The organism is Sulfitobacter sp. 1A12056, assembly GCF_043558125.1.
Classification (GTDB): Bacteria; Pseudomonadota; Alphaproteobacteria; order Rhodobacterales; family Rhodobacteraceae; genus Sulfitobacter; species Sulfitobacter faviae.
This window is the reverse complement of the sequence record NZ_JBIFFY010000003.1, coordinates 147,862-168,573: the sequence shown is the minus strand read 5'-3', so window position 1 is coordinate 168,573 and position 20,712 is coordinate 147,862. Positions and strand designations below refer to the sequence as shown.

19 protein-coding genes and 2 tRNA genes are annotated in these 20,712 nt (G+C 64.4%); 6 read left to right on the top strand and 15 right to left on the bottom strand.

The annotated features are described in order from the left end of the window. Positions 1-31 precede the first annotated feature (31 nt). A tRNA-Gly gene (locus ACGYLD_RS08965) sits at positions 32-105 on the bottom strand. Between the two features lie 168 nt (positions 106-273). On the opposite strand from ACGYLD_RS08965, the gene ACGYLD_RS08960 reads away from it, so the two are divergent. Then, positions 274-1,215: a YihY/virulence factor BrkB family protein gene (locus tag ACGYLD_RS08960; RefSeq protein WP_067267703.1), complete on the top strand. Its 942-nt coding sequence runs from the start codon at positions 274-276 to the stop codon at positions 1,213-1,215. Here ACGYLD_RS08960 and ACGYLD_RS08955 read toward each other — a convergent pair. The 6 genes from ACGYLD_RS08955 to ACGYLD_RS08930 form a co-directional block, all read right to left on the bottom strand. After that, a complete protein-coding gene (locus tag ACGYLD_RS08955; RefSeq protein WP_271693203.1) occupies positions 1,206-1,787 on the bottom strand; it encodes a hypothetical protein in 582 nt (193 codons plus the stop codon). The genes ACGYLD_RS08960 and ACGYLD_RS08955 overlap by 10 nt on opposite strands. Further along, positions 1,784-4,024 (bottom strand): xanthine dehydrogenase family protein molybdopterin-binding subunit, encoded by a 2,241-nt coding sequence (locus tag ACGYLD_RS08950; protein WP_271693202.1) that lies wholly within the window; start codon positions 4,022-4,024, stop codon positions 1,784-1,786. The genes ACGYLD_RS08955 and ACGYLD_RS08950 overlap by 4 nt, the downstream gene beginning before the upstream one ends. A gap of 1 nt (position 4,025) precedes the next feature. Continuing rightward, positions 4,026-4,484 (bottom strand): (2Fe-2S)-binding protein, encoded by a 459-nt coding sequence (locus ACGYLD_RS08945; RefSeq protein WP_271693201.1) that lies wholly within the window; start codon positions 4,482-4,484, stop codon positions 4,026-4,028. Positions 4,485-4,610: 126 nt separating this feature from the next. Continuing rightward, positions 4,611-5,771: a hypothetical protein gene (locus ACGYLD_RS08940; RefSeq protein ID WP_271693200.1), complete on the bottom strand. Its 1,161-nt coding sequence runs from the start codon at positions 5,769-5,771 to the stop codon at positions 4,611-4,613. Positions 5,772-5,865: 94 nt separating this feature from the next. Beyond that, complete coding sequence (locus ACGYLD_RS08935; RefSeq protein WP_271693199.1) at positions 5,866-7,302, bottom strand: TolC family outer membrane protein; 1,437 nt, start codon at positions 7,300-7,302, stop codon at positions 5,866-5,868. Positions 7,303-7,423: 121 nt separating this feature from the next. After that, a complete protein-coding gene (locus ACGYLD_RS08930; protein ID WP_067267693.1) occupies positions 7,424-8,077 on the bottom strand; it encodes a protein-L-isoaspartate O-methyltransferase in 654 nt (217 codons plus the stop codon). A gap of 143 nt (positions 8,078-8,220) precedes the next feature. Between ACGYLD_RS08930 and ACGYLD_RS08925 the strand changes: the two genes are divergently transcribed. Continuing rightward, positions 8,221-8,294, top strand: a tRNA-Cys gene (locus ACGYLD_RS08925). Between the two features lie 116 nt (positions 8,295-8,410). On the opposite strand, the gene ACGYLD_RS08920 is transcribed toward ACGYLD_RS08925, so the two are convergent. Further along, positions 8,411-10,039 carry an alkaline phosphatase family protein gene (locus ACGYLD_RS08920; RefSeq protein ID WP_394402157.1) on the bottom strand — a complete coding sequence of 543 codons (1,629 nt, stop codon included), beginning with the start codon at positions 10,037-10,039 and terminating at the stop codon, positions 8,411-8,413. Between the two features lie 198 nt (positions 10,040-10,237). Here ACGYLD_RS08920 and ACGYLD_RS08915 point away from each other — a divergent pair, with 198 nt between their 5' ends. After that, entirely contained in the window at positions 10,238-11,260 is a 1,023-nt protein-coding gene (locus ACGYLD_RS08915) for an NAD-dependent epimerase/dehydratase family protein (RefSeq protein WP_394402154.1), read from the top strand. A 9-nt stretch (positions 11,261-11,269) separates the two neighbouring features. On the opposite strand, the gene ptsP is transcribed toward ACGYLD_RS08915, so the two are convergent. From ptsP to ACGYLD_RS08890, 5 genes are all read right to left on the bottom strand, one after another. Continuing rightward, a complete protein-coding gene (gene ptsP, locus ACGYLD_RS08910; RefSeq protein WP_067263814.1) occupies positions 11,270-13,513 on the bottom strand; it encodes a phosphoenolpyruvate--protein phosphotransferase in 2,244 nt (747 codons plus the stop codon). A 161-nt stretch (positions 13,514-13,674) separates the two neighbouring features. Next, a complete protein-coding gene (locus ACGYLD_RS08905; RefSeq protein ID WP_136720516.1) occupies positions 13,675-14,913 on the bottom strand; it encodes an aspartate kinase in 1,239 nt (412 codons plus the stop codon). Positions 14,914-15,000: 87 nt separating this feature from the next. Continuing rightward, positions 15,001-15,645, bottom strand: a complete 645-nt coding sequence (locus ACGYLD_RS08900; RefSeq protein ID WP_271693195.1) for an SDR family oxidoreductase — start codon at positions 15,643-15,645, stop codon at positions 15,001-15,003. Between the two features lie 26 nt (positions 15,646-15,671). After that, positions 15,672-16,139 carry a DUF1178 family protein gene (locus ACGYLD_RS08895; RefSeq protein WP_271693194.1) on the bottom strand — a complete coding sequence of 156 codons (468 nt, stop codon included), beginning with the start codon at positions 16,137-16,139 and terminating at the stop codon, positions 15,672-15,674. Between the two features lie 94 nt (positions 16,140-16,233). Beyond that, positions 16,234-16,701 carry an NUDIX hydrolase gene (locus tag ACGYLD_RS08890; RefSeq protein WP_067267814.1) on the bottom strand — a complete coding sequence of 156 codons (468 nt, stop codon included), beginning with the start codon at positions 16,699-16,701 and terminating at the stop codon, positions 16,234-16,236. 110 nt (positions 16,702-16,811) lie between these two features. Between ACGYLD_RS08890 and modA the strand changes: the two genes are divergently transcribed. From modA to modC, 3 genes are read left to right on the top strand one after another with little or no spacing between them, the layout of a single operon-like run. After that, positions 16,812-17,549, top strand: a complete 738-nt coding sequence (gene modA, locus ACGYLD_RS08885; RefSeq protein WP_394402151.1) for a molybdate ABC transporter substrate-binding protein — start codon at positions 16,812-16,814, stop codon at positions 17,547-17,549. Next, positions 17,539-18,231, top strand: a complete 693-nt coding sequence (gene modB / locus ACGYLD_RS08880) for a molybdate ABC transporter permease subunit (protein ID WP_394402148.1) — start codon at positions 17,539-17,541, stop codon at positions 18,229-18,231. Before modA ends, modB begins: the two co-directional genes overlap by 11 nt. Further along, entirely contained in the window at positions 18,231-19,316 is a 1,086-nt protein-coding gene (gene modC, locus ACGYLD_RS08875) for a molybdenum ABC transporter ATP-binding protein (RefSeq protein ID WP_394402145.1), read from the top strand. The genes modB and modC overlap by 1 nt, the downstream gene beginning before the upstream one ends. On the opposite strand, the gene ACGYLD_RS08870 is transcribed toward modC, so the two are convergent. Both ACGYLD_RS08870 and ACGYLD_RS08865 read right to left on the bottom strand, forming a co-directional pair. Continuing rightward, positions 19,317-20,084 carry an EcsC family protein gene (locus ACGYLD_RS08870; protein WP_271693191.1) on the bottom strand — a complete coding sequence of 256 codons (768 nt, stop codon included), beginning with the start codon at positions 20,082-20,084 and terminating at the stop codon, positions 19,317-19,319. A gap of 51 nt (positions 20,085-20,135) precedes the next feature. Beyond that, positions 20,136-20,615, bottom strand: a complete 480-nt coding sequence (locus tag ACGYLD_RS08865) for a GNAT family N-acetyltransferase (RefSeq protein ID WP_271693190.1) — start codon at positions 20,613-20,615, stop codon at positions 20,136-20,138. Positions 20,616-20,712 lie beyond the last annotated feature (97 nt).

The following is a 20,712-nucleotide window of genomic DNA, read 5'->3' as shown; positions in this document are numbered from 1 at the left end:
GGCGGCGGTCATGAAAGCTTCGGGGAAAGAGTGGAGCGGGCGACGGGAATCGAACCCGTATCATCAGCTTGGAAGGCTGAGGTCTTACCATTACACAACGCCCGCGCTACGGCTCCTCTCCTATTTTATCGCTCCCTGAGCGTCAAGTGGAGCGATGCCCCTTTGGCAAGATCAATCACATGAGCCTGCTCTCGCCTGTGGCCCGTGATGAAGGTGGCAGCCCGGCCCAAGGGGCACTAGCTTAACCTCACGGGATGAAAACGAGGCATTGGAATGGACGCCAGACCGGCCCAAGACCAAAAGCGCGAGGTCGTCATGACCCACGGTGTTCTCAGCGAGGACCCCGAGGATCTGTTTCACGGCACCGGGTTGCGGGTGGTGCGGGCCGTTCTGCACGAAGCGGTGCTGCGGCTGTGGAGCGATGATGCTTTCGGCATGGCCGGAAACGTGGCCTTCCGCGCGCTGCTGGCGATTTTTCCGTTTCTGATCTTCACCAGTTCGCTCACTGCCTTTGTCGGCGACCGGTCGATGGCCGATGACCTGATCCATTTCCTGATCGCCATCGTCCCCCCTGCCCTGATCGAGCCGATCGTGTCGGAGGTGGAAAAGGTCATGACCGTGCCGCGCGGCGATCTGCTGAGCGTGGGTATCCTGCTGACCGTTTGGTTCGCCGTGGGCGGGGTCGATGGGGTGCGCGTGGGGTTAAACCGCGCCTATGGGCTGCGCGAGACGCGGTCGGTCTTCACGATCTACGCGGTGCAGGTGGCCATGGTGCTGCTGGCGAGCCTGATCCTCGTGATCGTGGGGTACCTGTTGGTGCTGGCTCCGCGTGCCGGGTCTTGGCTGCATATGCTGATGCCGGGCTTCGATCCGCGCTCAGTCACCGTGGGGCTGGTCCGTTTTCCCGCCTCGGCGACGATCCTGCTGGTCGCGCTTTTTGCCGCCCATGTGATCCTGCCCGCACGGCGGACGCGGTTTAACAACATCTGGCCCGGCGTCGTCGCCACCGCCGCCGCTTGGACGGTGCTGGCGGTGCTGTTTTCATCCTACCTGCGCAGCTTTGGCACCTATGCCAGCTATTACGCAGGCATGGCGGGGATCATCGCGGCGCTCTACTTCATGTATCTCGCGGCACTGGTGCTGATCTTTGGCGGTGAGTTGAACCGCGCGTTGCGCATCCGCAGATTGGCCCGCGCGATGAGCGATCAGCCCTGATCTCCTTCGCAGGGCGTGCCCGCAGCGCCCCAAACCGTCACCTCATGCACCAGCGCGTCGAGCGACCCTTCGGGCACCGACCGCCCCGCGCCGGGGGCGAACCCCCAATTCACGAAGGCCGAGTTTTGCAGGTGATCGACCAGTGACGCGATGTCGTGCCCGTCATTGGTCTCAGGATCGCGCAGCTGGGTGCAAACCTCTGCCGAGGTCTTGCCGAACCACGCCAGTTCCACGGGAGGCAACCGCCAAGCATCGTCGATATGCGGTGGCGCATGGGGCACGGTGTTCGCGGCGGCAGAGGTGACGTGGCAGGCGTCGCAAGGGATGCTCTCGGCCCCGATCCGGCTCTCGCCCGCGCGCACATTCATGCCGTGCTCCGCCTCCGGCCCATAGCCCAAGCCCTGCCACATCGGCTGCCCCTGTTCGCCGACATGGCAATTGGTGCAACGCGGATGCGCGGTGACGGTGAAAATCCGATCCCAAGCCGCCAGCCCTTCGGCGCGATCAGGCGCCTCCTGCGCAAAGACGGGGGCGGCCAGCATGAGTGCGGCGCAGATCGATAGATATCTCATGCGAAATCCACGGATCTGGAGAGGGGGAGTTCACGGATCCGCTGGCCCGTGGCGGCGAAGATTGCATTGGCCAGTGCGGGGGCGGCGGGCGGCACCCCCGGCTCACCAATGCCGCGCAGCTTGCCGCCATTCTCCAACCCGCGCACCTCGATCTTCGGCGTCTGATACAGCCGCAGCCCTTCGTAGAGGTGATAATTGTCCTGCTGCGGCACCCCGTCGCGATAGGTAAGCTCGCAGTTCATCGCATGGCCCAGACCCCAGATCACCGCGCCGGAGAGTTGCGCCTCGAAGTTCACCGGGTCCATCACGCGGCCCACTTCGGCGACAACGAAAACGCGGTCGATCTTGAGACCCGCGTCGGTCTGGCTGACCTCGACCACCTCGGCCACCGGCACGCCGAAGGACAGGCAGAACGCCAGCCCCCGGCCCCGCCCCGGCCCAAGGTCAGCGCCCCAATCCGCCATCTCGCCCACGGCCTCCAACACCCCGCGCGAGGGCGCATGGGTGCAGAGCCGCAACCGCTCCTCCAACGGATCGACGCCTGCAGCATGGCACATCTCATCCATGAAGCTTTCGTGCAGGAAACCGTTGCCCGACGCCCCGACCGAGCGCCACGAGCTTACCGGCACCATCGCGGGCACCCGGTGGCCGGTCACACGGTAGTCGGGGATCGCGAAGGGCTGATCCCATGCGCCCGCCACGATGGCGATGTCAGGGCCGAAGACCGGTTGGTTCAGCCGCGCCATCTGCGATTCCGCTGTCGAAGGTGCCGCGATGGCCAGATCATAGGCCTCGATCTGCCCGTCCGAGACCTTGCCACGCGCCCGCGCCATGGCCAGCGGGCGGGGGAAGTCATGGGTGAAATCCTCTTCGCGCGACCAGACCATCTTGATCGGCGTGCCGGGCAGTTGCATCGCCACTTCGACGGCGCGCAGGGTATAGTCATCCTCAAGCCGCCGCCCGAAACTACCGCCCGACATCAGCACATGGATATGCACGTTCTCGGCATCGATTCCGGTCAGCGCGGCCACATTGGCCTGCATGAAACGCGGGATCTGCGTGCCGGTCCAAATGTCGACGCGGCCCTTCTCAAGTTTCACCACCACGCTCATCGGCTCCAGCGGGGCGTGGGCTAGATAGGGGATGCGGTACTCGGCCTCCAGCACTTCCCCACCCGTCAAAGCGGCGCTCACATCGCCGTCATCGCGAAACCGGCTGTCCTGCCGGTCATCAGTGAAGGAGGCCGACACGGCTTTGAATTGATCCGCCGTGTCGCCGATATAGGGCGACGGGCCCCAATCACATTTCACCGCCTGCGCGGCCTGAAAGGCCCGCCAGGTGTTGTCGGCCACCACCGCGACACCGCCGGTGATGGGCAAGACCGCCTTCACACCGCGCATCTTTTCGGCGCTGCCTGCGTCAAAGCCCATGATCGCCCCGCCCTGCGCCGGGTTGGTGCGGGTCGTGGCGTGGAGCATCCCCTCCATCGCCATGTCGATGCCATAGGTCTGGGTGCCGGTGGATTTCGCCATGATATCCGTGCGCATCTGCGGCTTGCCAAGGTGCCGCCAGTCGCCGGGATCGCGCAATATCACCTCGGTCACCGGGTCGATCTCCGCCGCGGCGGCGGCGAGGTCTTGATAGGCCAGCCGCATGCCGTCGGGCAGCACCACCGCGCCCGCCTCGGTCTTGAACTGTTCGCGCTCCAACCCGGTCTGCGCCACGGCAGCGGCCAGCAGCGTTTCGCGCGCCACGGCCCCGGCCATACGCAGCCGGTCATACATATCCGGCACGGTCGAACTGCCGCCGGTCAATTGCAGGCCAAGCAGCTTTCCCGCCACATCCGAGGCGCCGCGCCCGGTCCGCGCCAGCAGCGTTTCCGAGGTCGCGGCAATCGGCATCGCCTCAACCCCGACCACGCCGTTGTAATAGACCGGCGAGGGCGGCCCGGGCGTGATCTGCACCGTGTCGAGGTCGACATCCAATTCCTCGGCAATCATATGGGCTTGGATCGAATAGGCCCCCTGCCCCACATCGGCGCGCGGGGTGATCAGGGTGACGCCGCTTGCATCAATCTTGACATAGGGCGTGATCGCCGCCGCACCGGGCGGTAAGCCTTCAAGCAGCGGGTTCTTCAGGTCACGTTTGTACAGATAGGTGCCAAAGGCCACGCCCCCGGCAATGGCGGCGGAGCCAACGATAAAGCTCCGGCGGGTGATGGTGCGCAGGCGCGACATGTCAGGCCCCCCGCAGCCGCGCGGCGGCGCTGTGAACAGCGGCACGAATGCGCGGATAGGTGCCGCAGCGGCAGAGGTTCCCGCTCATCGCGGCGTCGATCTGATCGTCGGTCGGCTCGGGGTTCAGATCCAGAAAAGAGGCCGCCTGCATGATCTGCCCCGATTGGCAGTAACCGCATTGCGCGACCTGATGCTCCACCCATGCCGCCTGCACCACATGCAGCGCTTCGGGCGTGCCCAAGCCTTCGATGGTGGTGACATCGCCGTTCACATCCGCCGCTCGCAATTGGCAAGATCGCACGGCCAGCCCGTCGACATGCACCGTGCAGGCACCGCATTGCGCGATGCCGCAGCCGTATTTCGGCCCGGTGATTCCCAACTCGTCGCGCAAAACCCAGAGCAGCGGCATGTCGTCTTCCACGTCCACCTCGTGGACCGTGCCGTTAACCGTCAATTCCATCGGTGATCCTTCCGCGCTGGTGCCCCCCAATGTAGCCGGCAGCGCCTATCGCGCAAGACCGCGCGAAGCGGGTCGCGCAGCGTCACCTTGGCGGGGCGGGCATGGTGGCGGGTGCCGCCGCTTCGCTTATTCGAGGTCTTGCGCCGTCAGCGCGCGGTGAATTTCGCGGCGGACCAATTTGCGTACATTGCGGGTGATCCGCTCGCCCAAGGCACCCTGAAGCTCGGCGCGGACGATCTCGGTCACCATGTCGCGCAGTGCTTCCTCGTCGAGGAACTGATCCTCACCCGCGCTGCCCGCCTCCTGCGCGGGGGCGGCATAGTCGAATTCCGGCGCGGTGGCGGCGGGATCGGCCACACGCGGGCCGCTGTCTGCGAAACGGCGCACCTGCTCTTCGAGCTGCGGTGTCGTGGGCTGCGGGCGGTTTGGGGCGGGCGTCTCAGCCTCTACCGTCGCCGTATCGGCAATCGGGGCCTCAGGCGCGTCAAGCTCCGCATCGTCTTTCCACTCCATCGCCGGAGGTTCGGTGCCGGAATAGTCATTATCGCCGGGCGCGTCCGGATCCCAATCATCAGAAATCTTGCCAATGGCCGTCTCAAGCGCCGCCAGCTTGTCGCTACGGCTGGCCCCGGTCGCCTTGGCCACGGCGTCGGAGACGGCGCGGGCCCGGGCCTCATCCGCGGTCTCCGGCGCGGGGGCGCGATAGTCCTCCGCATGCAGATCGCTCGGATCGTCATGCAGCATGTCATAGTCCAAGGGCGAGACCTTGGCCGGATCAACGGCAGCGGCCTTTGGGTGATCCTCGCCATCCGACGTGGCGACTCTAAGCGCGGGGGTCAGCACCAACCGGTCGCTCGACGCCGCGGGAACCTTCTCGGCAGGCGGGGTCGCGGGGTGACGGGCCGAGACGAATGGACGCTCTGCCTCATCGACACTGTCTTCCGCTTCGGTCTGCATGGCTTGGGTCAGGCTCAGCGGCTGCGGCGTGGCTTTGGATACTTCACCGACGCCCTCGTCAGAAGCGGGACGCGGCGTGCCGCCCGAGGCTGTGCGCAGCGACAGATGCGGGGTGAAATCCTCGGACGTGACGCTGTCCGATGTCGGCTCGTCCAATGCGCCCCGCATGCTTTTGAACGCGGCCCCGGTGTCATCAGCAGAATTGCCAGCCTCTGGCTTGGAAACCGGCGTAGGGTTGGACGTTTGCAGGGGACGCTTGTCTTCGGACACCAATCGGCGAATCGACGACAGGACGTCTTCCACCTCCGCGTTTGTGACGGGTTCGGACATATTTCTCTACCACTCTTGCCTCGCGGATAGCTTAACCGCGTGGGAGGATTCTCACAATGGGGCGGTGTAAAATGCCAAACGACCGCGCAAACCGTCAGTCTTTTTGCAGCGCGCGCAGCACGCGATCCAACGCTTGGCCCTCTTTGGAGTATTTAGCAGGGGCGTCCTTAACAAGGTTGTAATAGGCCCCCGCGTCATAGATCTGCACCGGCAGTTTCAGATCCTGAGCGGTCAGACGGCCCGTGGCAGCCAGCACGGAATAGGCCGCCACATAGAGATTGGCACGGGCCGATACGCGGGTCGATTCCGCATCGAGCAACGATTGCTCTGCATCCAGCACGTCCAAGGTGGTGCGCGCGCCGAGGGTGGCTTCCTCGCGGACGCCGCGGAAGGCGATACGCGCCGCCCGGATCTGCCGGTCGGAGGCTTCCAACTGCGCCCGCGCCGAGGCCAGCGCGGCATAGGCGTTGCCCACTTCCTGCTCGACGTCTTGGCGCACCACATGCAGGTTCGCGCGCTGCGCGTCCCGCTGCGCCATCGCGCTGCGCACGGCCGAGGACAGCGCTCCGCCCTGATAGATGGTCTGACCGACCTCGACCCCAACGCTGCCGCTGCGGGTATAGGCTTCGCTGTCGAAAGTCTCGTTCAGACCATATTGCCCGTTCAGCGTGATCCGCGGGGCCATGGCGGCCTCATTCGCTTCGACGCTCAGATCGGCTGCCGCCACCTGATGCTGTGCGGCGATGATCGACGGGTGAGTGCGCACAGCCAAAGCCTTGGCAGAGGCGAGATTGCCACCGACATTCGGCAGGCTCGGTGGTTGGCTGAGGTTGCCGGGCGCATGGCCCACGGCGTTGCGATATTCCTCGACCGCGCGCAGCAGCACGCCTTCGGCGCCCGCCAGTCCGCTGCGGGCATTGGCAAGCTGCGCTTCGGCCAAGGCCACATCGGTGCGGGTGACTTCGCCCACGTCGAAACGATCCCGCGCGGCGCGCAGCTCTTGGGTCAGCAGACGCAGGTTGTTGTTGCGCAGCTCAACCGTTTCCGAGGCTTCGATCACGCCCATATAGGCCGCAACCGCGCGCAGCAGCACCTGCTGCTCTAGGTTGACCAAGGTCTGGCGGGTGGCCAGCACGGCCTCTTTCGCCGCCTCCACCCGATAGGCGCTCGCGCCGAAATCATAGAGTAGCAATTCGCCAATCAGGCTGATCGACGCCTTGAGGCTTTCCGTCGACTGGGCTGGCAAAAGGGAGGAACTGCGCGTGGTGCCAAAGCTCTGCGTCAGCCCGGCGGCCCACCGCAACACGGGTTTCAGCGCCGATTTCGCCGCGGCCACATCCTCATCGGCGGCGCGCAAAAGCGCACGGTTCTGTTCCAGCAGACCGGAATGCTCATAGGCCCCCACCAGCGCATCGGCCAATGTCTCGGCGGCAGCCACACGCGGCAGGGCAGCGCCGCTGGCGAGGACAAGGCTCATCGGCACGGCGATGGCAAAACGTTTGAGGGATTTCGTGAAACTGTTCGCGCTCATGGCTCAATGCCCCTGAATGGCTTTTATAGACCTTTGGACCGGCCCGTAGGCCGATCGGGGCGGGTGCCCCTCCCCTGAAGGCGAAGTGGCGCGCGGTATGATCGGCGCGCCATCCTGTCGCTTACAGCTGGAATTCTGCCTGACGTTCAAAGCCACGCAGCACCGGCGCACCGGCGTTGAATTCGGGCCGCCAAGACACCTGACCGCCGCGTTTATAGCCCAGGCGTACCTCGCCCAGACCCCGATCCATAAAGAGACAAGCGATCCGCCCGCCCTCTTTCACCTGTTCCACCAGCGCTTCGGGCAGCTCACCTACCGCACCCTGGACGATGACTACATCATAGGGCCCATGCTGCGGCGCGCCTTCGGTCAGCGGGGCGACATGGACGATCACATTGTCTGCACCCGCCTGCGCCAGCGCCTCTTGCGCCTCGGCGGCCATGGCTTCGTCTTCCTCAACGGCGACGACGGCCTCAGCCATATGCGCGATCACGGCGCTGGAATAGCCCATGGCGCAGCCGATATCGAGCACGAGTTCTTCGTTGGTGATGTCGAGGTGATCGAGCATCTTGGCCAATGTCCGTGGGTCGAGCAGCACCCGGTCCTGCCCCAGATCGAGGTTTTCACCCAGATAGGCAGCCTCGCGCTGTGCCGCCGGCACGAAGTCTTCGCGCTGCACGGTCAGCATCGCGTCGATGATTGGAAACTTGGTCACATCCGAAGGACGAACCTGCGTATCTACCATGGTTACGCGGCGGGCGGCGAAATCACTCATCAGCTAAACTCATTCGTTCAGGGTGTCTGAAGAGTGATGTGCCACATTGCCGGGCCAGCGGCAACGCCCTGACCGCATTTTCGCGCGCATATGGGACTTGCGGCCTCCTTCGTGATCCGTTAGCAGTGCGCCAACCACCGGTCGGCGAGTTGGCGGAGTGGTTACGCAGCGGATTGCAAATCCGTGTACACCGGTTCGATTCCGGTACTCGCCTCCATTTCCTCCAGCATGAGCGGTTACGCGATACCGCCCCCCCCCGGCGAAACCACTATTCGCGCGCGCTCCTCTTAAAAGCCACCCAGGACCCCTCGTCATCAACGGCGCGGCCATGCCTCACCCCCCACCACCTTTCCCCGCCGCCGCCAAAACCTCGCGCAACTCATCCTCATTCCGATAGCCGATCAGAATACCCGCCGTCGCCTCGCCCATCGTGGCATCGCTGGCTGCAATCTTGGCGTCGGAAATGGTGGTGCGCTGAGCGGTGCGGCGCGTCCAGCGGAACAGCAGTTGCTCCAGCCGGGCGCGCTCAGGCGCATGGGCGGGGTTGGCCCCCAGATCGACCAGCTCATCGGGGTCGCTTTCAAGGTCGAACAGCATCGGGCGGAACCCTTCGGCAAAGACGTATTTCCACCGCCCGTCGAATAGCATCGTCAGCTTGGCGTCCCTCACCTCGACCCCCAAGCGTTTGCGCACGTCGCGCTGCGCGTAGTCGTATTCCGAGACCACGAAATCACGCAACCGCTCGGCCTTGCCATGTAACAGCGGCAAGAGGGATCGGCCCTCGATGATATGCGGCACGGCGGCGCCGCCGAAATAATCAAGAATGGTGGGCACCACGTCGATCGCCTCGACCAGTGCCGAGGATTTTGCGCCGCGGGTCGCATCGGCCTCGGGGCGGGGATCAACGACGATCATCGGAATGCGGGCGGAGGGGTCGTGAAAAAGCTCTTTCTCCCCCATCCAGTGGTCGCCAAGGTAATCGCCGTGATCCGAGGTGAAGACGATCATCGTATCATCCGCGACTCCCTCTTCGGTGAGAAACGCCATCAGCCGGCCGATCTGGTCGTCGAGCTGTTTGATCAGCCCCATATAGGCAGTCAGAACCCGGCCTCGGGTGGCATCATCGGAAAAGGCTTGGGAAACGCGCTCCTGCATGAATGCGCCATAGACGGGATGCGGATCGCGCTTCTCCGCCGCGCTTCGCACCGGGTCCAGATGGCTCTCGGGCCCATAGAGATCATGGTAGGGCGCGGGGACGATATAGGGCCAATGTGGTTTGATATAGCTCAGGTGCAGACACCACGGCTGATCGCCGGCCTCGCGGATGAAATCCATGGCGCGGCCCGTGATATAGGGTGTCTCACTCTCTTCATCCGCCGCGCGGGCCGGTTTGTCGGCGTGGTCCAAAAACCAACCACTCAGGATATTGCCCTCTGCATCTTCGGCGCTGTTGGCGACGGAATGCCAAGGGTTCTCATCCTGCCAACCGCGATCCTTCATATGCGCGTCATAGGCGGGGTTGCGGGCGTAGGGCCCGCCGTCGGGGTGCAGCCCGTCGTCACGCTCATAGGGCTCGAACCCGCATTCCGAAATCAGCACGCCAATCTCGCTGTCGGGCGCTAGGCCAAGGCGGCGCAGCCCTTCGATATCGGCGGCCATATGGGTCTTGCCGCAAAGCGCTGTGCGCACGCCCAAGGGGCGCAGATGGTCGCCCAGCGTCATCTCCCCCACTTTCAGCGGGATGCCATTCCAAGACGACCCATGCGAGCTGACATAGCGGCCCGTGTAGAACGACATGCGCGAGGGGCCGCAAATCGGCGATTGCACATAGGCGCGGTCAAAAAGCACCCCGCGCGCGGCCACCGCATCGATATGCGGCGTGTGCAGATGCGGATGGCCCGTGCAGGACAGATAATCCCAGCGAAGTTGGTCGCACATGATGAAAAGAACGTTCTTGGGCATGGGGCGCTTTCCCTGCGATGGTCCTTCGCGCAGCTTAGCCCGCGAAGCATTTCGTCTTGCTGTGATTTGATTTTTGGCCTGCCTGACAATGCCTTGCAGTTTCTAGCCCAAGTTTAACCAAATTTTTAGCATTCACCGCCCAACCTCTACCAGGACATTGGGAAAGGCAACTCAAGCCGGACCAGCGAGGATGCCAGAATGAACAGCACGCAAAGGATACTTGTCACCGGCACGGGCGGTTTCATCGGCTTTCACCTTGCCCGTTTGCTGCTGGCCGAGGGCGCGCGGGTGCAGGGCTATGACGGGATGACCGATTACTACGATGTCGCCCTGAAACAACGTCGCCACGCGATGTTGCTTCAGCATGAGCATTTCACCACCAAAGAAGCCCTGCTGGAAGACCGCGAGACCTTTGACGCGCTGGTTGATGACTTTGCCCCCGACATGATCGTGCACCTTGCCGCACAGGCGGGCGTGCGTCACAGCATCCACCACCCCCGCGCCTTTCTGGAGGCGAATATCACCGGCACCTTCAACGTGATGGAAGCCGCGCGGCGGTTGGAGGTGAAACACCTGCTCATGGCCTCCTCCTCGTCAATCTACGGGGCCAATACCGATATGCCTTTCGCCGAGACCGGGGCCACCGACCGGCCCCTGTCGATCTACGCCGCCACGAAAAAGGCGAATGAGGGGATGGCCCATGCCTATGCCCATCTCTGGGGTCTGCCGACGACGATGTTTCGGTTTTTCACCGTCTACGGGCCTTGGGGGCGGCCCGACCTTGCCTTGAGTAAATTCGTCGAAGCGATCCTCGATGGCCGCCCGATCGATATTTACAACCACGGCGAGATGTACCGCGATTTCACCTGCGTCGACGATCTGGTGCGCGCCATCCGGCTGCTGATGGATTGCGTCCCGCCGCAACCAGGCACGGCGCCACCGCCGCCGGACTGGGATTCGCTCTCTCCCGCGGCCCCCTACCGCGTGGTGAATATCGGCAATTCCGAAAAGGTACGCCTGCTGGATTTCGTCGAGGCGATCGAAGCCGCGCTCGGCAAGCGGGCGGTCCGCAATTACATGGGGATGCAGATGGGTGACGCCCCCGCCACATGGGCCGATGCGACCCTGCTACATAGGCTCACCGGCTACCGCCCACAGACCGACATTCACGAAGGCATCGCGCGTTTCGTCGCTTGGTTTCGGGATTATCACGGCAGATAGCCGCAGCGCTTAGTGCTGGTGTTGCTGGCGGACGTAGTCCATCACCGCGCCCCTGACCGACATCTCGCCCTGCTCTCGTGCGGCATGGATGACCGCGCGCACGTCATCAAGATTGCAACGCCGCAGCAGGCTTTTGACCGGCCCGATCGATGCCGGGCGCATCGACAGGGTCTTGAGCCCGATGGCCGCGAAACACAGCGCCTCGACCGGGCGGCCCGCATCCTCCCCGCAGAAAGACAGCGCAGTATCTGTTTCGGCGCAGCGTTCTACGATGCCCTCAAGGAAGGTCAGGAAAGAGACGTTCAGCGTGTCATAGCGCCGCCGCACCCGCTCATTCTCACGGTCGGCGGCGAAAAAGAACTGCTTCAGGTCATTGCCCCCAATCGACAGGAACTCGACCTCTTCAAAGAATTTCTTCGGCGCGAAGGCGAGGCTGGGCGTCTCTAGCATAGCGCCGACTTCCAGCTTTTCGGGCAGGACATGGCCCAGAATACGCTCACGCTCCATCGCCTTGTCGACCTCGGCGCGCGCGGCGCGGAATTCTTCGAACTGAGCGATAAAGGGAAACATTACCGCCAGCGGGCGGCCTGCGGCGGCGCGGATCAGGGCTTGCAACTGCATCCGCATGACACCGGGCTTGTCCAGCCCCACCCGGATCGCGCGCCAGCCCAAGGCCGGGTTCGGCTCATCATGGGGCTTCATATAGGGCAGCACCTTGTCCGACCCGATGTCGAGCGTGCGAAAGACCACGCGGCGGCCATGGGCGGCATCAAGCACGCGCGCGTAAAGCGCGGCAAGCTCGGTCCTGCGGGGCATCTGGTTGCGCACCAGAAACTGCAACTCGGTGCGGAAGAGCCCGACCCCTTCGGCCCCCGACCCTTCGAGCGAGGGCAGATCGGCCATCAGACCTGCGTTCATCTGTAGGCTGATGATCCGCCCGCATTTCGTCTCAGCCGGTTTGTCGCGGATAGAGGCATAGCGTTCCTGCGCCGCCGCCTGCATCGCGATCTTGTCACGAAAGGCCGTGGCCACGGTATCGTCGGGGCGCAGATGCACCACGCCCTGCTCACCATCGACCATGATGTGATCGCCGTTCAGCGCGTCATTGGTCACGCGGCTGGCATGGACGATCAGCGGAATCGCCAGTGCCCGCGCGACGACAGCGGCATGCGAGCCGACCGAGCCACCCTCCAGCACAATGCCGCGCAGCGACCGCCCGTAATCCAGCAGTTCCGCCGGGCCGATGTTGCGCGCCACGAGGATCGGATCGACCGGCATCTCGGCCCCGGTATCGCTGCCCTGCCCCGTCAAATTGCGCAGCAAGCGGTTCGACAGATCATCCAGATCCGACAACCGCTCGCGCAGGTAGGCATCATTGACCTGCCCCAGACGGGCGCGGGCCATGGATTGCTCTTTCTCGACCGCGGCCTCAGCACTCAGCCCGCTTTGAATATCCTCCACCATGCGCCGCATCCAGCCTTTGGAATTGGCGAACATGCGGTAGGCTTCGAGCACCTTCTGCTGCTCTTTGTCGGCGGTAAGGCTTAACAATTGGTCAACGCTGAGCCGCAATTGCTCGACCGCTTCGGTCAGCCGCTCCGTCTCACGTTCAGGATCGTCGGCAATGGGGTTGGAGACCACCACCCGCGGCTCATGCAGCCAGACGTGCCCCTCGGCCACGCCCTCCTGCCCCACGGTACCGCGCAGCAGCACCGGCTGGCTATGCCGGGCCGACATCGCAGCCCCCTCGCCGACAAAGGCGCCAAGCTCGGCCATTTCGGCCAGCACCATCGCCACGACCTCAAGCGCATAGACCTCATCGGCGGAGAACTCCCGCGCGACTTTGGACTGCACCACCAGCACGCCCAGCGTCTCACCCAGACGTTGCACCGGCACCCCAAGGAAGGAGGAATAAATCTCCTCCCCCGTCTCGGGCATGAAGCGGAAACCGGCGGCTTGGGGCGCATCGGGCGTGTTGATGACCGTGCGCCTCTTGGCGACCCGACCGACCAGACCTTCGCCCAGTTTCATGCGCGTTTCATGCACCGCCGCTTCGTTCAGACCTTCGGTGGCACAAAGCTCAAGCGTGTCTTCGTCGCGGAACAGATAGATCGAGCAGACTTCGCAGCCCATGGAATTGGCGATCAACTGGGTGATCTTGTCCAGCCGCGCTTGGCCCGCCACATCGCTGGCCATCGCATCACGCAGCCGCCCCAGCAGCTTGCGGCTTTCTGTCTCAACCCGTTCGGCCATATGATCCGGTCCCTGTCCCTCTGGAGCAGGGTTTAGCGCACTCGCGCAAGGATAGAAATGCTATTCGCGCCATACCCTACATCCTCAGCCAGCATATCGGCGGGATGCTGCAGATTTACGCAAGGGGTCACCTTGCGTAAAACCCGTGTCATCGCAGGTGTTTAGGCCGCTTTATCAAGCTCGAAAGCGTCGTGCAGCGCTTGCACGGCCAATTCCATATACTTGCGGTCGATCAACACGCTGATCTTGATCTCGGAGGTGGTGATCACCTTGATGTTGATCCCCTCGTCCGAGAGCACCTTAAACATCTTGGCGGCCACGCCGGTATGGCTGCGCATGCCGATCCCCACAACGGAAACCTTGGCCACGGCCTTGTCGGCGATCAATTCCTGATAGTTGATGATCCCCTCTTCATGGGCCTTTTCCATCGCCTTTTCGGCGCGGATCACCTGATCGACGGGGCAGGACCACGTCATATCGGTGCGCCCCTCTTCCGAGATGTTCTGAACGATCATATCGACGTTCACGCCGCCCTCGCTGAGCGCGGTAAAGATCGTCGCCGCGATGCCGGGGCGGTCCGCCACGGACACCAAGGTCATCTTTGCCTCATCACGGGAAAACGCGACCCCGGCCACCACATTGCTTTCCATGATTTCCTCCTCATCGCAGACGAGCGTCCCGGCGTCGTCAGATTGTTCTTCGAAACTGCTCAGCACCCGCAGTTTAACCTTGTAGCGCATCGCCAGTTCGACCGAACGGGTCTGCAAAACCTTCGCCCCGAGAGAGGCCAGTTCCAGCATCTCTTCAAAGGAAATCTTGTCAAGTTTGCGGGCCTTGGATTCGACCCGCGGGTCGGTGGTGTAGACACCATCGACGTCGGTATAGATATCGCAACGCTCCGCGCCAAAGGCGGCGGCAAAGGCGACGGCGGTCGTGTCAGACCCGCCCCGGCCCAGCGTGGTGATCCGGCCCTGCGGGCTGATGCCTTGGAAACCTGCGACCACGGCCACCTTCATGCCTTCGCCGAACTTGGCATTGATGTTGTCTGTGGGGATCTCTTCGATCCGCGCGGCGGAATGGGCATCGGTGGTGCGCACCGGCACCTGCCAGCCCTGCCAAGACCGCGCGGGCACGTCCATTTCCTGCAAGGTAAGCGCCATCAGGCCAGCGGTGACATTCTCCCCGCTCGACACGATGGCGTCATATTCGCGCGCATCATAGAGTGGCGAAGTCTCATTGACGAAGCCCACCAGCTTGTTCGTCTCACCCGACATGGCGGATACGATGACGATCACGTCATAGCCCTTGGCCACCTCGACGCCGACGCGCTTTGCCGCGCGGCGGATACGGTCCAAAGTGGCAACCGAAGTCCCACCGAATTTCATAACCAGAACAGGCATATTGTCCCCCGCGCAACAGTCCAGCGCGGTCTAAGCCCACGGCACGGCAAGGGCAAGCCTATTTAACATGACGTTATGTAGCGCCGCCTAGAACGGATGCGCGCGGCCGTCCCATGTCTCGAAGCAGCCCGTTTGAGCAAGGTCCAGCGTGGCGATCCGTTGTGCAAGACCTTGGGCAGACTCCGCCACGCTGATTTCGCCCTGATCACCGCCCATATCGGTGCGCACCCAGCCGGGGTGATAAATCCCCACCGCGATGCCCTCGGGCTTCAGGTCCACCGCCAGATTGCGCCCCAGATTGATCGCCGCCGCTTTGGAGGCGCGGTAGATATAGCTGCCCCCCGGCGCCCGCGTTTGCGACCCCATCTGCGAGGCGATGATCGCGATTTTCGCCCCCTGCGCCGCACGCAGGTTGGGCAGCAGGGATTGCACGGTGAGGAAAACCCCGGTCACATTGGTCGCGAAACTCTGCGCCCAGAGGTCGGGGCCAAAGCCGGTATCCAAGTCATCGCCCTTGTCCAGATACACACCCGCATTGCAGATCAGCAGGTCCAGCGGACGGTCTTGCAGGTTTGCGGCGAAGGACGCGTGGCTTGCCGGGTCGGTCACGTCCAGCACGGCCTGCGCGCCTGCGCCGCGTGCGGTGCCGATCACCTCTTCGCCCGCGTCTTTATACTGGCGGGCCAGCGCCGCGCCGATGCCGCGGCTGGCGCCTGTGATAACGATGGTCATGGGCGATCCTTTATGAAAATGGGCTTTTAGGAAAGTTGGCGTTTGGGTTTGAACGGGAGCGGCATCAGGGGCACGCCCTCGGCCACCAATTCCCGCGCCTGATCCAGCCGCGCCTCGCCATAGATCGGGCGCTCGGGGCTGCGCCCTGCGTGCATGTCCCGCGCCTCGCGCACGAAATTCTTGCCAACGTAATCGGAGGTGGATTCGACCTTTTTGCGCAGGGCCGTCAGTGCCTTTTCCACATCACTTGCCTGATTGGACAGGGCCGGGGCGGGTGTCTCGGCAGGCTTCGGTTTCTCCGCCGCTTCCGGCGCAGCCGGAGCGCTGCCGCCTGAGGTCACCCGCGGGGCCATCAGCGATTTGCTCACCTCCGTCGAGCCGCAGACCGCACAGCTCAGATGGCCCGCACGGGCGAGGCTGTCAAAGGCCGCCGCGGATTGGAACCAACTTTCGAAACCATGCCCGGCCTCGCATTTCAGTGCATAACGGATCATTCGCCCGGTCCTCAAACTCTCTGCTTTAAATGGGCTGCGGCGCAAAAGAGGTCAAGACAAGCGCGGGCGCGGCGCGGATCGCAACGCGGCGCGGTCAGCCCGCCAAACCACCGCTGCGCGGATCGAAATCACGGATCAGCCGCGCCAGATCGGGGGCCTCCACCAGCCGGGCGGCCTTGCGGCGCGAACACCACATCCGCTTGCGCTGTCCCTTCTCGGGGAAGTGTTTGGCCAGCGCCTTGACCTTTACCGGGTAGAGCATCGCCAGACAGGGCAAGGTCCCATCCGCGCCGGTTTTGGCATAGCTGTAGACGCCCAGACATTGCCCCCGCGCCTGCCCCACGACGCCGCCTTCCTCCCAAGCCTCGACCAAGGCCGAGGCGGCGGGGGTCTTGCCTTCCATCGGCCAACCCTTGGGAATGATCCAACGTTTGCTCCCGCGCGAAGTGATCAGCAGGATCTGCAACTTGCCCCGTTTACGACGCCAGCAAAGCGCCGCGAACTGAATGCGCAGCTCATCCTTCTGTCCGCCGTTCAAGGATATCGGAGCCTGTTTCACCATCCGTTGCAGCCGCGCCCCTTGGCAGGTTGTTTCCCCTTGACCCTAGCGCGGCGATCCCCGTCTGGCCATATCCCCTTGCCCCCTTTCATCGCATCAAAGATACTACCAAAATGATAAGATTTTCCGCTCTTCTGACAGTGCTTTGCAGCCTTGCCCTGCCCCTTCGGGCCGAAGCACCCGTGACGGTCTTTGCCGCCGCCAGCCTGCGCGGCGCGTTGGAGGAGGTCACGGCGGATTTCCACACGCCGGTGGTGCTGTCTTACGGCGGGTCGGGCACGATGGCACGGCAAGTCGCCTCCGGAGCGCCCGCCGATGTGGTCTTGCTGGCCAATAGCGACTGGATGACATGGCTCGCAGATGAAGGCGTGGAGGGGGCCGGGAATGCGCAGATCATCGCCCGCAACCGCCTCGTGCTGATTGCCCCCGCCGACAGCGCCCCACTTGCCGATCCCGCCGAGCTGCCCGCCCGGCTCGGCGCCGAAGGGCGGCTTGCCATAGGGCAACGCGACGCCGTTCCCGCAGGCAGCTATGCCCGTGCATGGCTCACCCATGCGGGGCTTTGGCAACGGCTGCAAAGCCGCTTGGCCGAGACCGACAATGTCCGTGCCGCACTGGCGCTGGTCGCGCGGGGCGATGCGCCACTTGGCGTGGTCTATGCCAGCGATGCGCAGGCCGAGCCGGAGGTGCAGACCATCTACGAGGTCCCTGCCGAGGCCCATGCCCCGATTACCTATCCTGCCGCGGCGCTGACGGCCAAGGGCAGGGCACTGGTCGATTTTCTGACCACCGACGCGGCTCAGGCGATCCTTGTGGACCACGGGTTCCTTCGGGCCGATCATGGATCTTGACGCCGCCGCTTGGGCCGCGCTCTTGCTGTCGCTGCGGGTGGCGAGCGTGGCGATGCTTTGTTCGCTGCCGCTGGCGCTCTGGGTCGCGTGGATTCTCGCCCGGAAAGAGTTTCGCGGCAAAGGCGTGCTGAGCGCGCTGGTCCATCTACCGCTGGTGCTGCCGCCGGTGGTGACGGGCTATCTGCTGCTGCTCAGCTTTGGCCGCAACGCCCCTTTGGGCCGCCTGTTGGAGAGCCTCGGCATCGGTCTTGCCTTTCACTGGACGGGCGCGGTGCTGGCGGCGCTGATCATGGGGTTCCCGCTGATGGTCCGCGCCATGCGGCTGGCGATCGAGGCGGTCGACCCCCGGATCGAAGACGCCGCCGCAACCCTCGGCGCGCCGCGCCTGAGCGTATTTTGCCGCGTCACCCTGCCGCTGATCTTTCCCGGCATCCTCGCCGGGGCAGTGATGGGCTTTGCCAAGGCGATGGGCGAATTCGGCGCCACGATCACCTTTGTCGCCAATATCCCCGGCCAGACCCAGACCCTGCCAAGCGCGATCTGGACGGCCTTGCAGGTGCCCGGCGGTGAAAACCGTGCACTGGCCATGGCCGGGCTGGCCGGGCTGGTGGCACTGGCCGCCGTGTTGCTGTCCGAAGCCTTGGCACGGCGGGTCGCCAAACGCATTTCGGGGGCGCGCTGATGCTTGAGGTCACGCTGCGCCATGGGTTCGACGGCTTCGATCTGGACCTGTCTTTCACCACCCAAGGCGGGATCACCGCGCTCTTTGGCCGCTCTGGCGCGGGCAAGACGACGGTGATCAATGCGCTTGCCGGATTGCTACGCCCCGATGTCGGGCGCGTGGTGCTGGACGGTGAGGTGCTTTTGAATACGCAGCGCGGCATCTGGGTGCCCCCGCATCGCCGCAGGCTGGGCTATGTCTTTCAAGACGCGCGGCTTTTCCCGCATCTGGACGTGCGGAGGAACCTAACCTTCGGCGCGCGCTATGCCCCGCGCGGCAGCCAAGGCGCGGGTTTTGCGGATGTCGTGGCGCTTCTGGGGCTATCGCCCCTGCTCGACCGAGCGCCGGCAACGCTTTCGGGCGGAGAAAAACAGCGCGTCGCCCTTGGCCGGGCGCTGCTGTGCCATCCGCGTATGCTGTTGATGGACGAACCGCTGGCCAGCCTCGACGGTCCGCGCAAGCAAGAGATCCTGCCCTATCTCGAACGGCTGCGCGACGGGGGGTTGGGCCTGCCGATCCTCTACGTCAGCCACGCGGTGGACGAGATCGCGCGCCTCGCAGATCGCTTGGTGCTGCTGCAGAACGGGCGGCTGAAGGCTCAAGGCGCGCTGTTCGACGTGATGGCCGACCCGGCAGCCGTGCCGCTGCTCGGCGTGCGCGAAGCGGGCGCGGTGCTGGAGGCCGATGTCATCGCTCATGCGAAAGATGGGCTCTCGACCCTCGCCGTGCGGGCGGGGCAGTTGGAGCTTCCCGGCGTGCAAGCGCCAGTGGGCGCGCGGGTGCGGCTGCGGGTCTTGGCGCAGGACGTGATCCTGTCGCGCGCGCGGCCCGAGGGGCTGTCTTCGGTCAACATCCTGCCCGTCCGGGTCGAGGCCGTGCATCCCGGCGACGGCCCCGGTGCGGCCATCGCGCTCAACGCTGGCGGAGACCGCCTTTTGGCGCGGGTGACGGCGCGGGCGGTGCGCGATCTTGATCTGCGCGAGGGCATGAGCTGCTATGCCATCCTCAAGGCCACCACCGTGGCCCCGGGCAGCATCGGGCGCTGATCACAGTTTGGGCGGCGTCCTGCCCATTTTCTTTCGTAGGCGGGCGACCAGTTCCTCTTGCGGGATATCCGCCTCTATCGCCAGTTTGCGCAGGCCGAAATGCACATGGGCCATGTCTTGGTAATAGCTGGTATAGGCATAGTTCGTCGCAGCCCCAGCCACTGCACCCAGCACCGGCACCGCCTGCGCGGCAAGCTTTTGCCCCAGCACCAGCGCCAGACGCGGCGCCACCCGGGCGATCACCGCATTCATCGCGCGGCCCGTGAGCGCCATGCGCACGGTAAGAAACCCCAGATCGGCGCTATCGTCATCCGCCAGCGGCCCGGCGGCGGTAAAGACATGCACGCAGTCGAATTGCACATTCTCCGCCGATGGATCGAACCCATGTTCCGCCGCCACCCCTTGGATGACCCGCAAAAGCAGCGTGGTGGTCACCGGCAGTTCGGCCAAGGCGGTCGGCAGCCCCCCGGCCCCGCCTGCGGCGCCCATCGCGGTCGAGACCGCTTGGTTCAGCCAACCCTGCTGGTCTTTCACATAGCTGCGGCTGGAATGGGCGGCCTGCATGGCATGGCCAAGCGCCTTCATCGTCGCTCCTTCGAGGTTGCGGCGCACCGCCCCCGGCAAACGGTCGATCAACCCATCCGCGCTGCCGCCGATAAGGTTGAGCACATGGATGCCCACGCCGCCCGCCTGTTTATAGCGGCGGGCGATCTCATCCAGCCGGGCATCGACATCAATGGTGCTGGGCAGGTTGCTTTCGATCTGCATGGGCGTCCCTCTTTGAGCTTAGGCTCAATGTGGGTCGCGGGCGGGGTAAAATCAATCGTGCCAGCGGCGAACCTTGCCCGTCACCCCGGCCCAAGCCCCCTCGGTCAAGGCGCGGCCCAAGATGCGCGCGGGGTTCGTGGGCGGCGGCATCTCGACCCCCTGCAACAGGGCAAAGCCGAAGCGATTGTAATAGGGCGCGTCGCCCACCAGCATCACCCGTTCCCACCCCAGCGGGGCCGCCTGCGCCAGCGAGGTCTCGATCAGCCCCGCGCCCAGCCCTTCGCCCTGCCTTGTGGGGTGCACCGCCACCGGCCCCAGCAAGAGCGCCTTCGCCGCGCCGATGCGCACGGGCCAATAGCGGATCGCCCCGGCCAGAATTCCGCCGCTGTCACGGGCCACATGGCTGAGCCCTGCCACCGGCGGCACGCCATCGCGCAGACGGTAAGACGACAGCGCCTCGCGTCCCGGCGCGAAACAGGTGTCATAGAGCGCTTCGACCTCCCAATGGTCGGCGGGCACCTCCGGGGTCATCTTGTAGGGCGTCTGATGCAAGGCCGGAGGCTTTCAGGAGCAATTGCGGGTGGCGCTGGACGTAGCATGAGGCTAGCCATGGGTGCAAACCATCAAG

Coding starts and splice junctions, on each gene's coding strand:
- ACGYLD_RS08890 (WP_067267814.1), bottom strand. CDS start 16,701: ATGGTGAAACAGGCTCCGATATCCTTGAACGGCGGACAGAAGGATGAG.
- ACGYLD_RS08955 (WP_271693203.1), bottom strand. CDS start 1,787: ATGAGATATCTATCGATCTGCGCCGCACTCATGCTGGCCGCCCCCGTC.
- ACGYLD_RS08960 (WP_067267703.1), top strand. CDS start 274: ATGGACGCCAGACCGGCCCAAGACCAAAAGCGCGAGGTCGTCATGACC.
- ACGYLD_RS08895 (WP_271693194.1), bottom strand. CDS start 16,139: ATGATCCGTTATGCACTGAAATGCGAGGCCGGGCATGGTTTCGAAAGT.
- ACGYLD_RS08900 (WP_271693195.1), bottom strand. CDS start 15,645: ATGACCATCGTTATCACAGGCGCCAGCCGCGGCATCGGCGCGGCGCTG.
- ACGYLD_RS08945 (WP_271693201.1), bottom strand. CDS start 4,484: ATGGAATTGACGGTTAACGGCACGGTCCACGAGGTGGACGTGGAAGAC.
- modC (WP_394402145.1), top strand. CDS start 18,231: ATGCTTGAGGTCACGCTGCGCCATGGGTTCGACGGCTTCGATCTGGAC.
- ACGYLD_RS08905 (WP_136720516.1), bottom strand. CDS start 14,913: ATGCCTGTTCTGGTTATGAAATTCGGTGGGACTTCGGTTGCCACTTTG.
- ACGYLD_RS08930 (WP_067267693.1), bottom strand. CDS start 8,077: ATGAGTGATTTCGCCGCCCGCCGCGTAACCATGGTAGATACGCAGGTT.
- ACGYLD_RS08865 (WP_271693190.1), bottom strand. CDS start 20,615: ATGACCCCGGAGGTGCCCGCCGACCATTGGGAGGTCGAAGCGCTCTAT.
- ACGYLD_RS08915 (WP_394402154.1), top strand. CDS start 10,238: ATGAACAGCACGCAAAGGATACTTGTCACCGGCACGGGCGGTTTCATC.
- ACGYLD_RS08870 (WP_271693191.1), bottom strand. CDS start 20,084: ATGCAGATCGAAAGCAACCTGCCCAGCACCATTGATGTCGATGCCCGG.
- ptsP (WP_067263814.1), bottom strand. CDS start 13,513: ATGGCCGAACGGGTTGAGACAGAAAGCCGCAAGCTGCTGGGGCGGCTG.
- ACGYLD_RS08935 (WP_271693199.1), bottom strand. CDS start 7,302: ATGAGCGCGAACAGTTTCACGAAATCCCTCAAACGTTTTGCCATCGCC.
- ACGYLD_RS08920 (WP_394402157.1), bottom strand. CDS start 10,039: ATGCCCAAGAACGTTCTTTTCATCATGTGCGACCAACTTCGCTGGGAT.
- modB (WP_394402148.1), top strand. CDS start 17,539: ATGGATCTTGACGCCGCCGCTTGGGCCGCGCTCTTGCTGTCGCTGCGG.
- modA (WP_394402151.1), top strand. CDS start 16,812: ATGATAAGATTTTCCGCTCTTCTGACAGTGCTTTGCAGCCTTGCCCTG.
- ACGYLD_RS08950 (WP_271693202.1), bottom strand. CDS start 4,024: ATGTCGCGCCTGCGCACCATCACCCGCCGGAGCTTTATCGTTGGCTCC.
- ACGYLD_RS08940 (WP_271693200.1), bottom strand. CDS start 5,771: ATGTCCGAACCCGTCACAAACGCGGAGGTGGAAGACGTCCTGTCGTCG.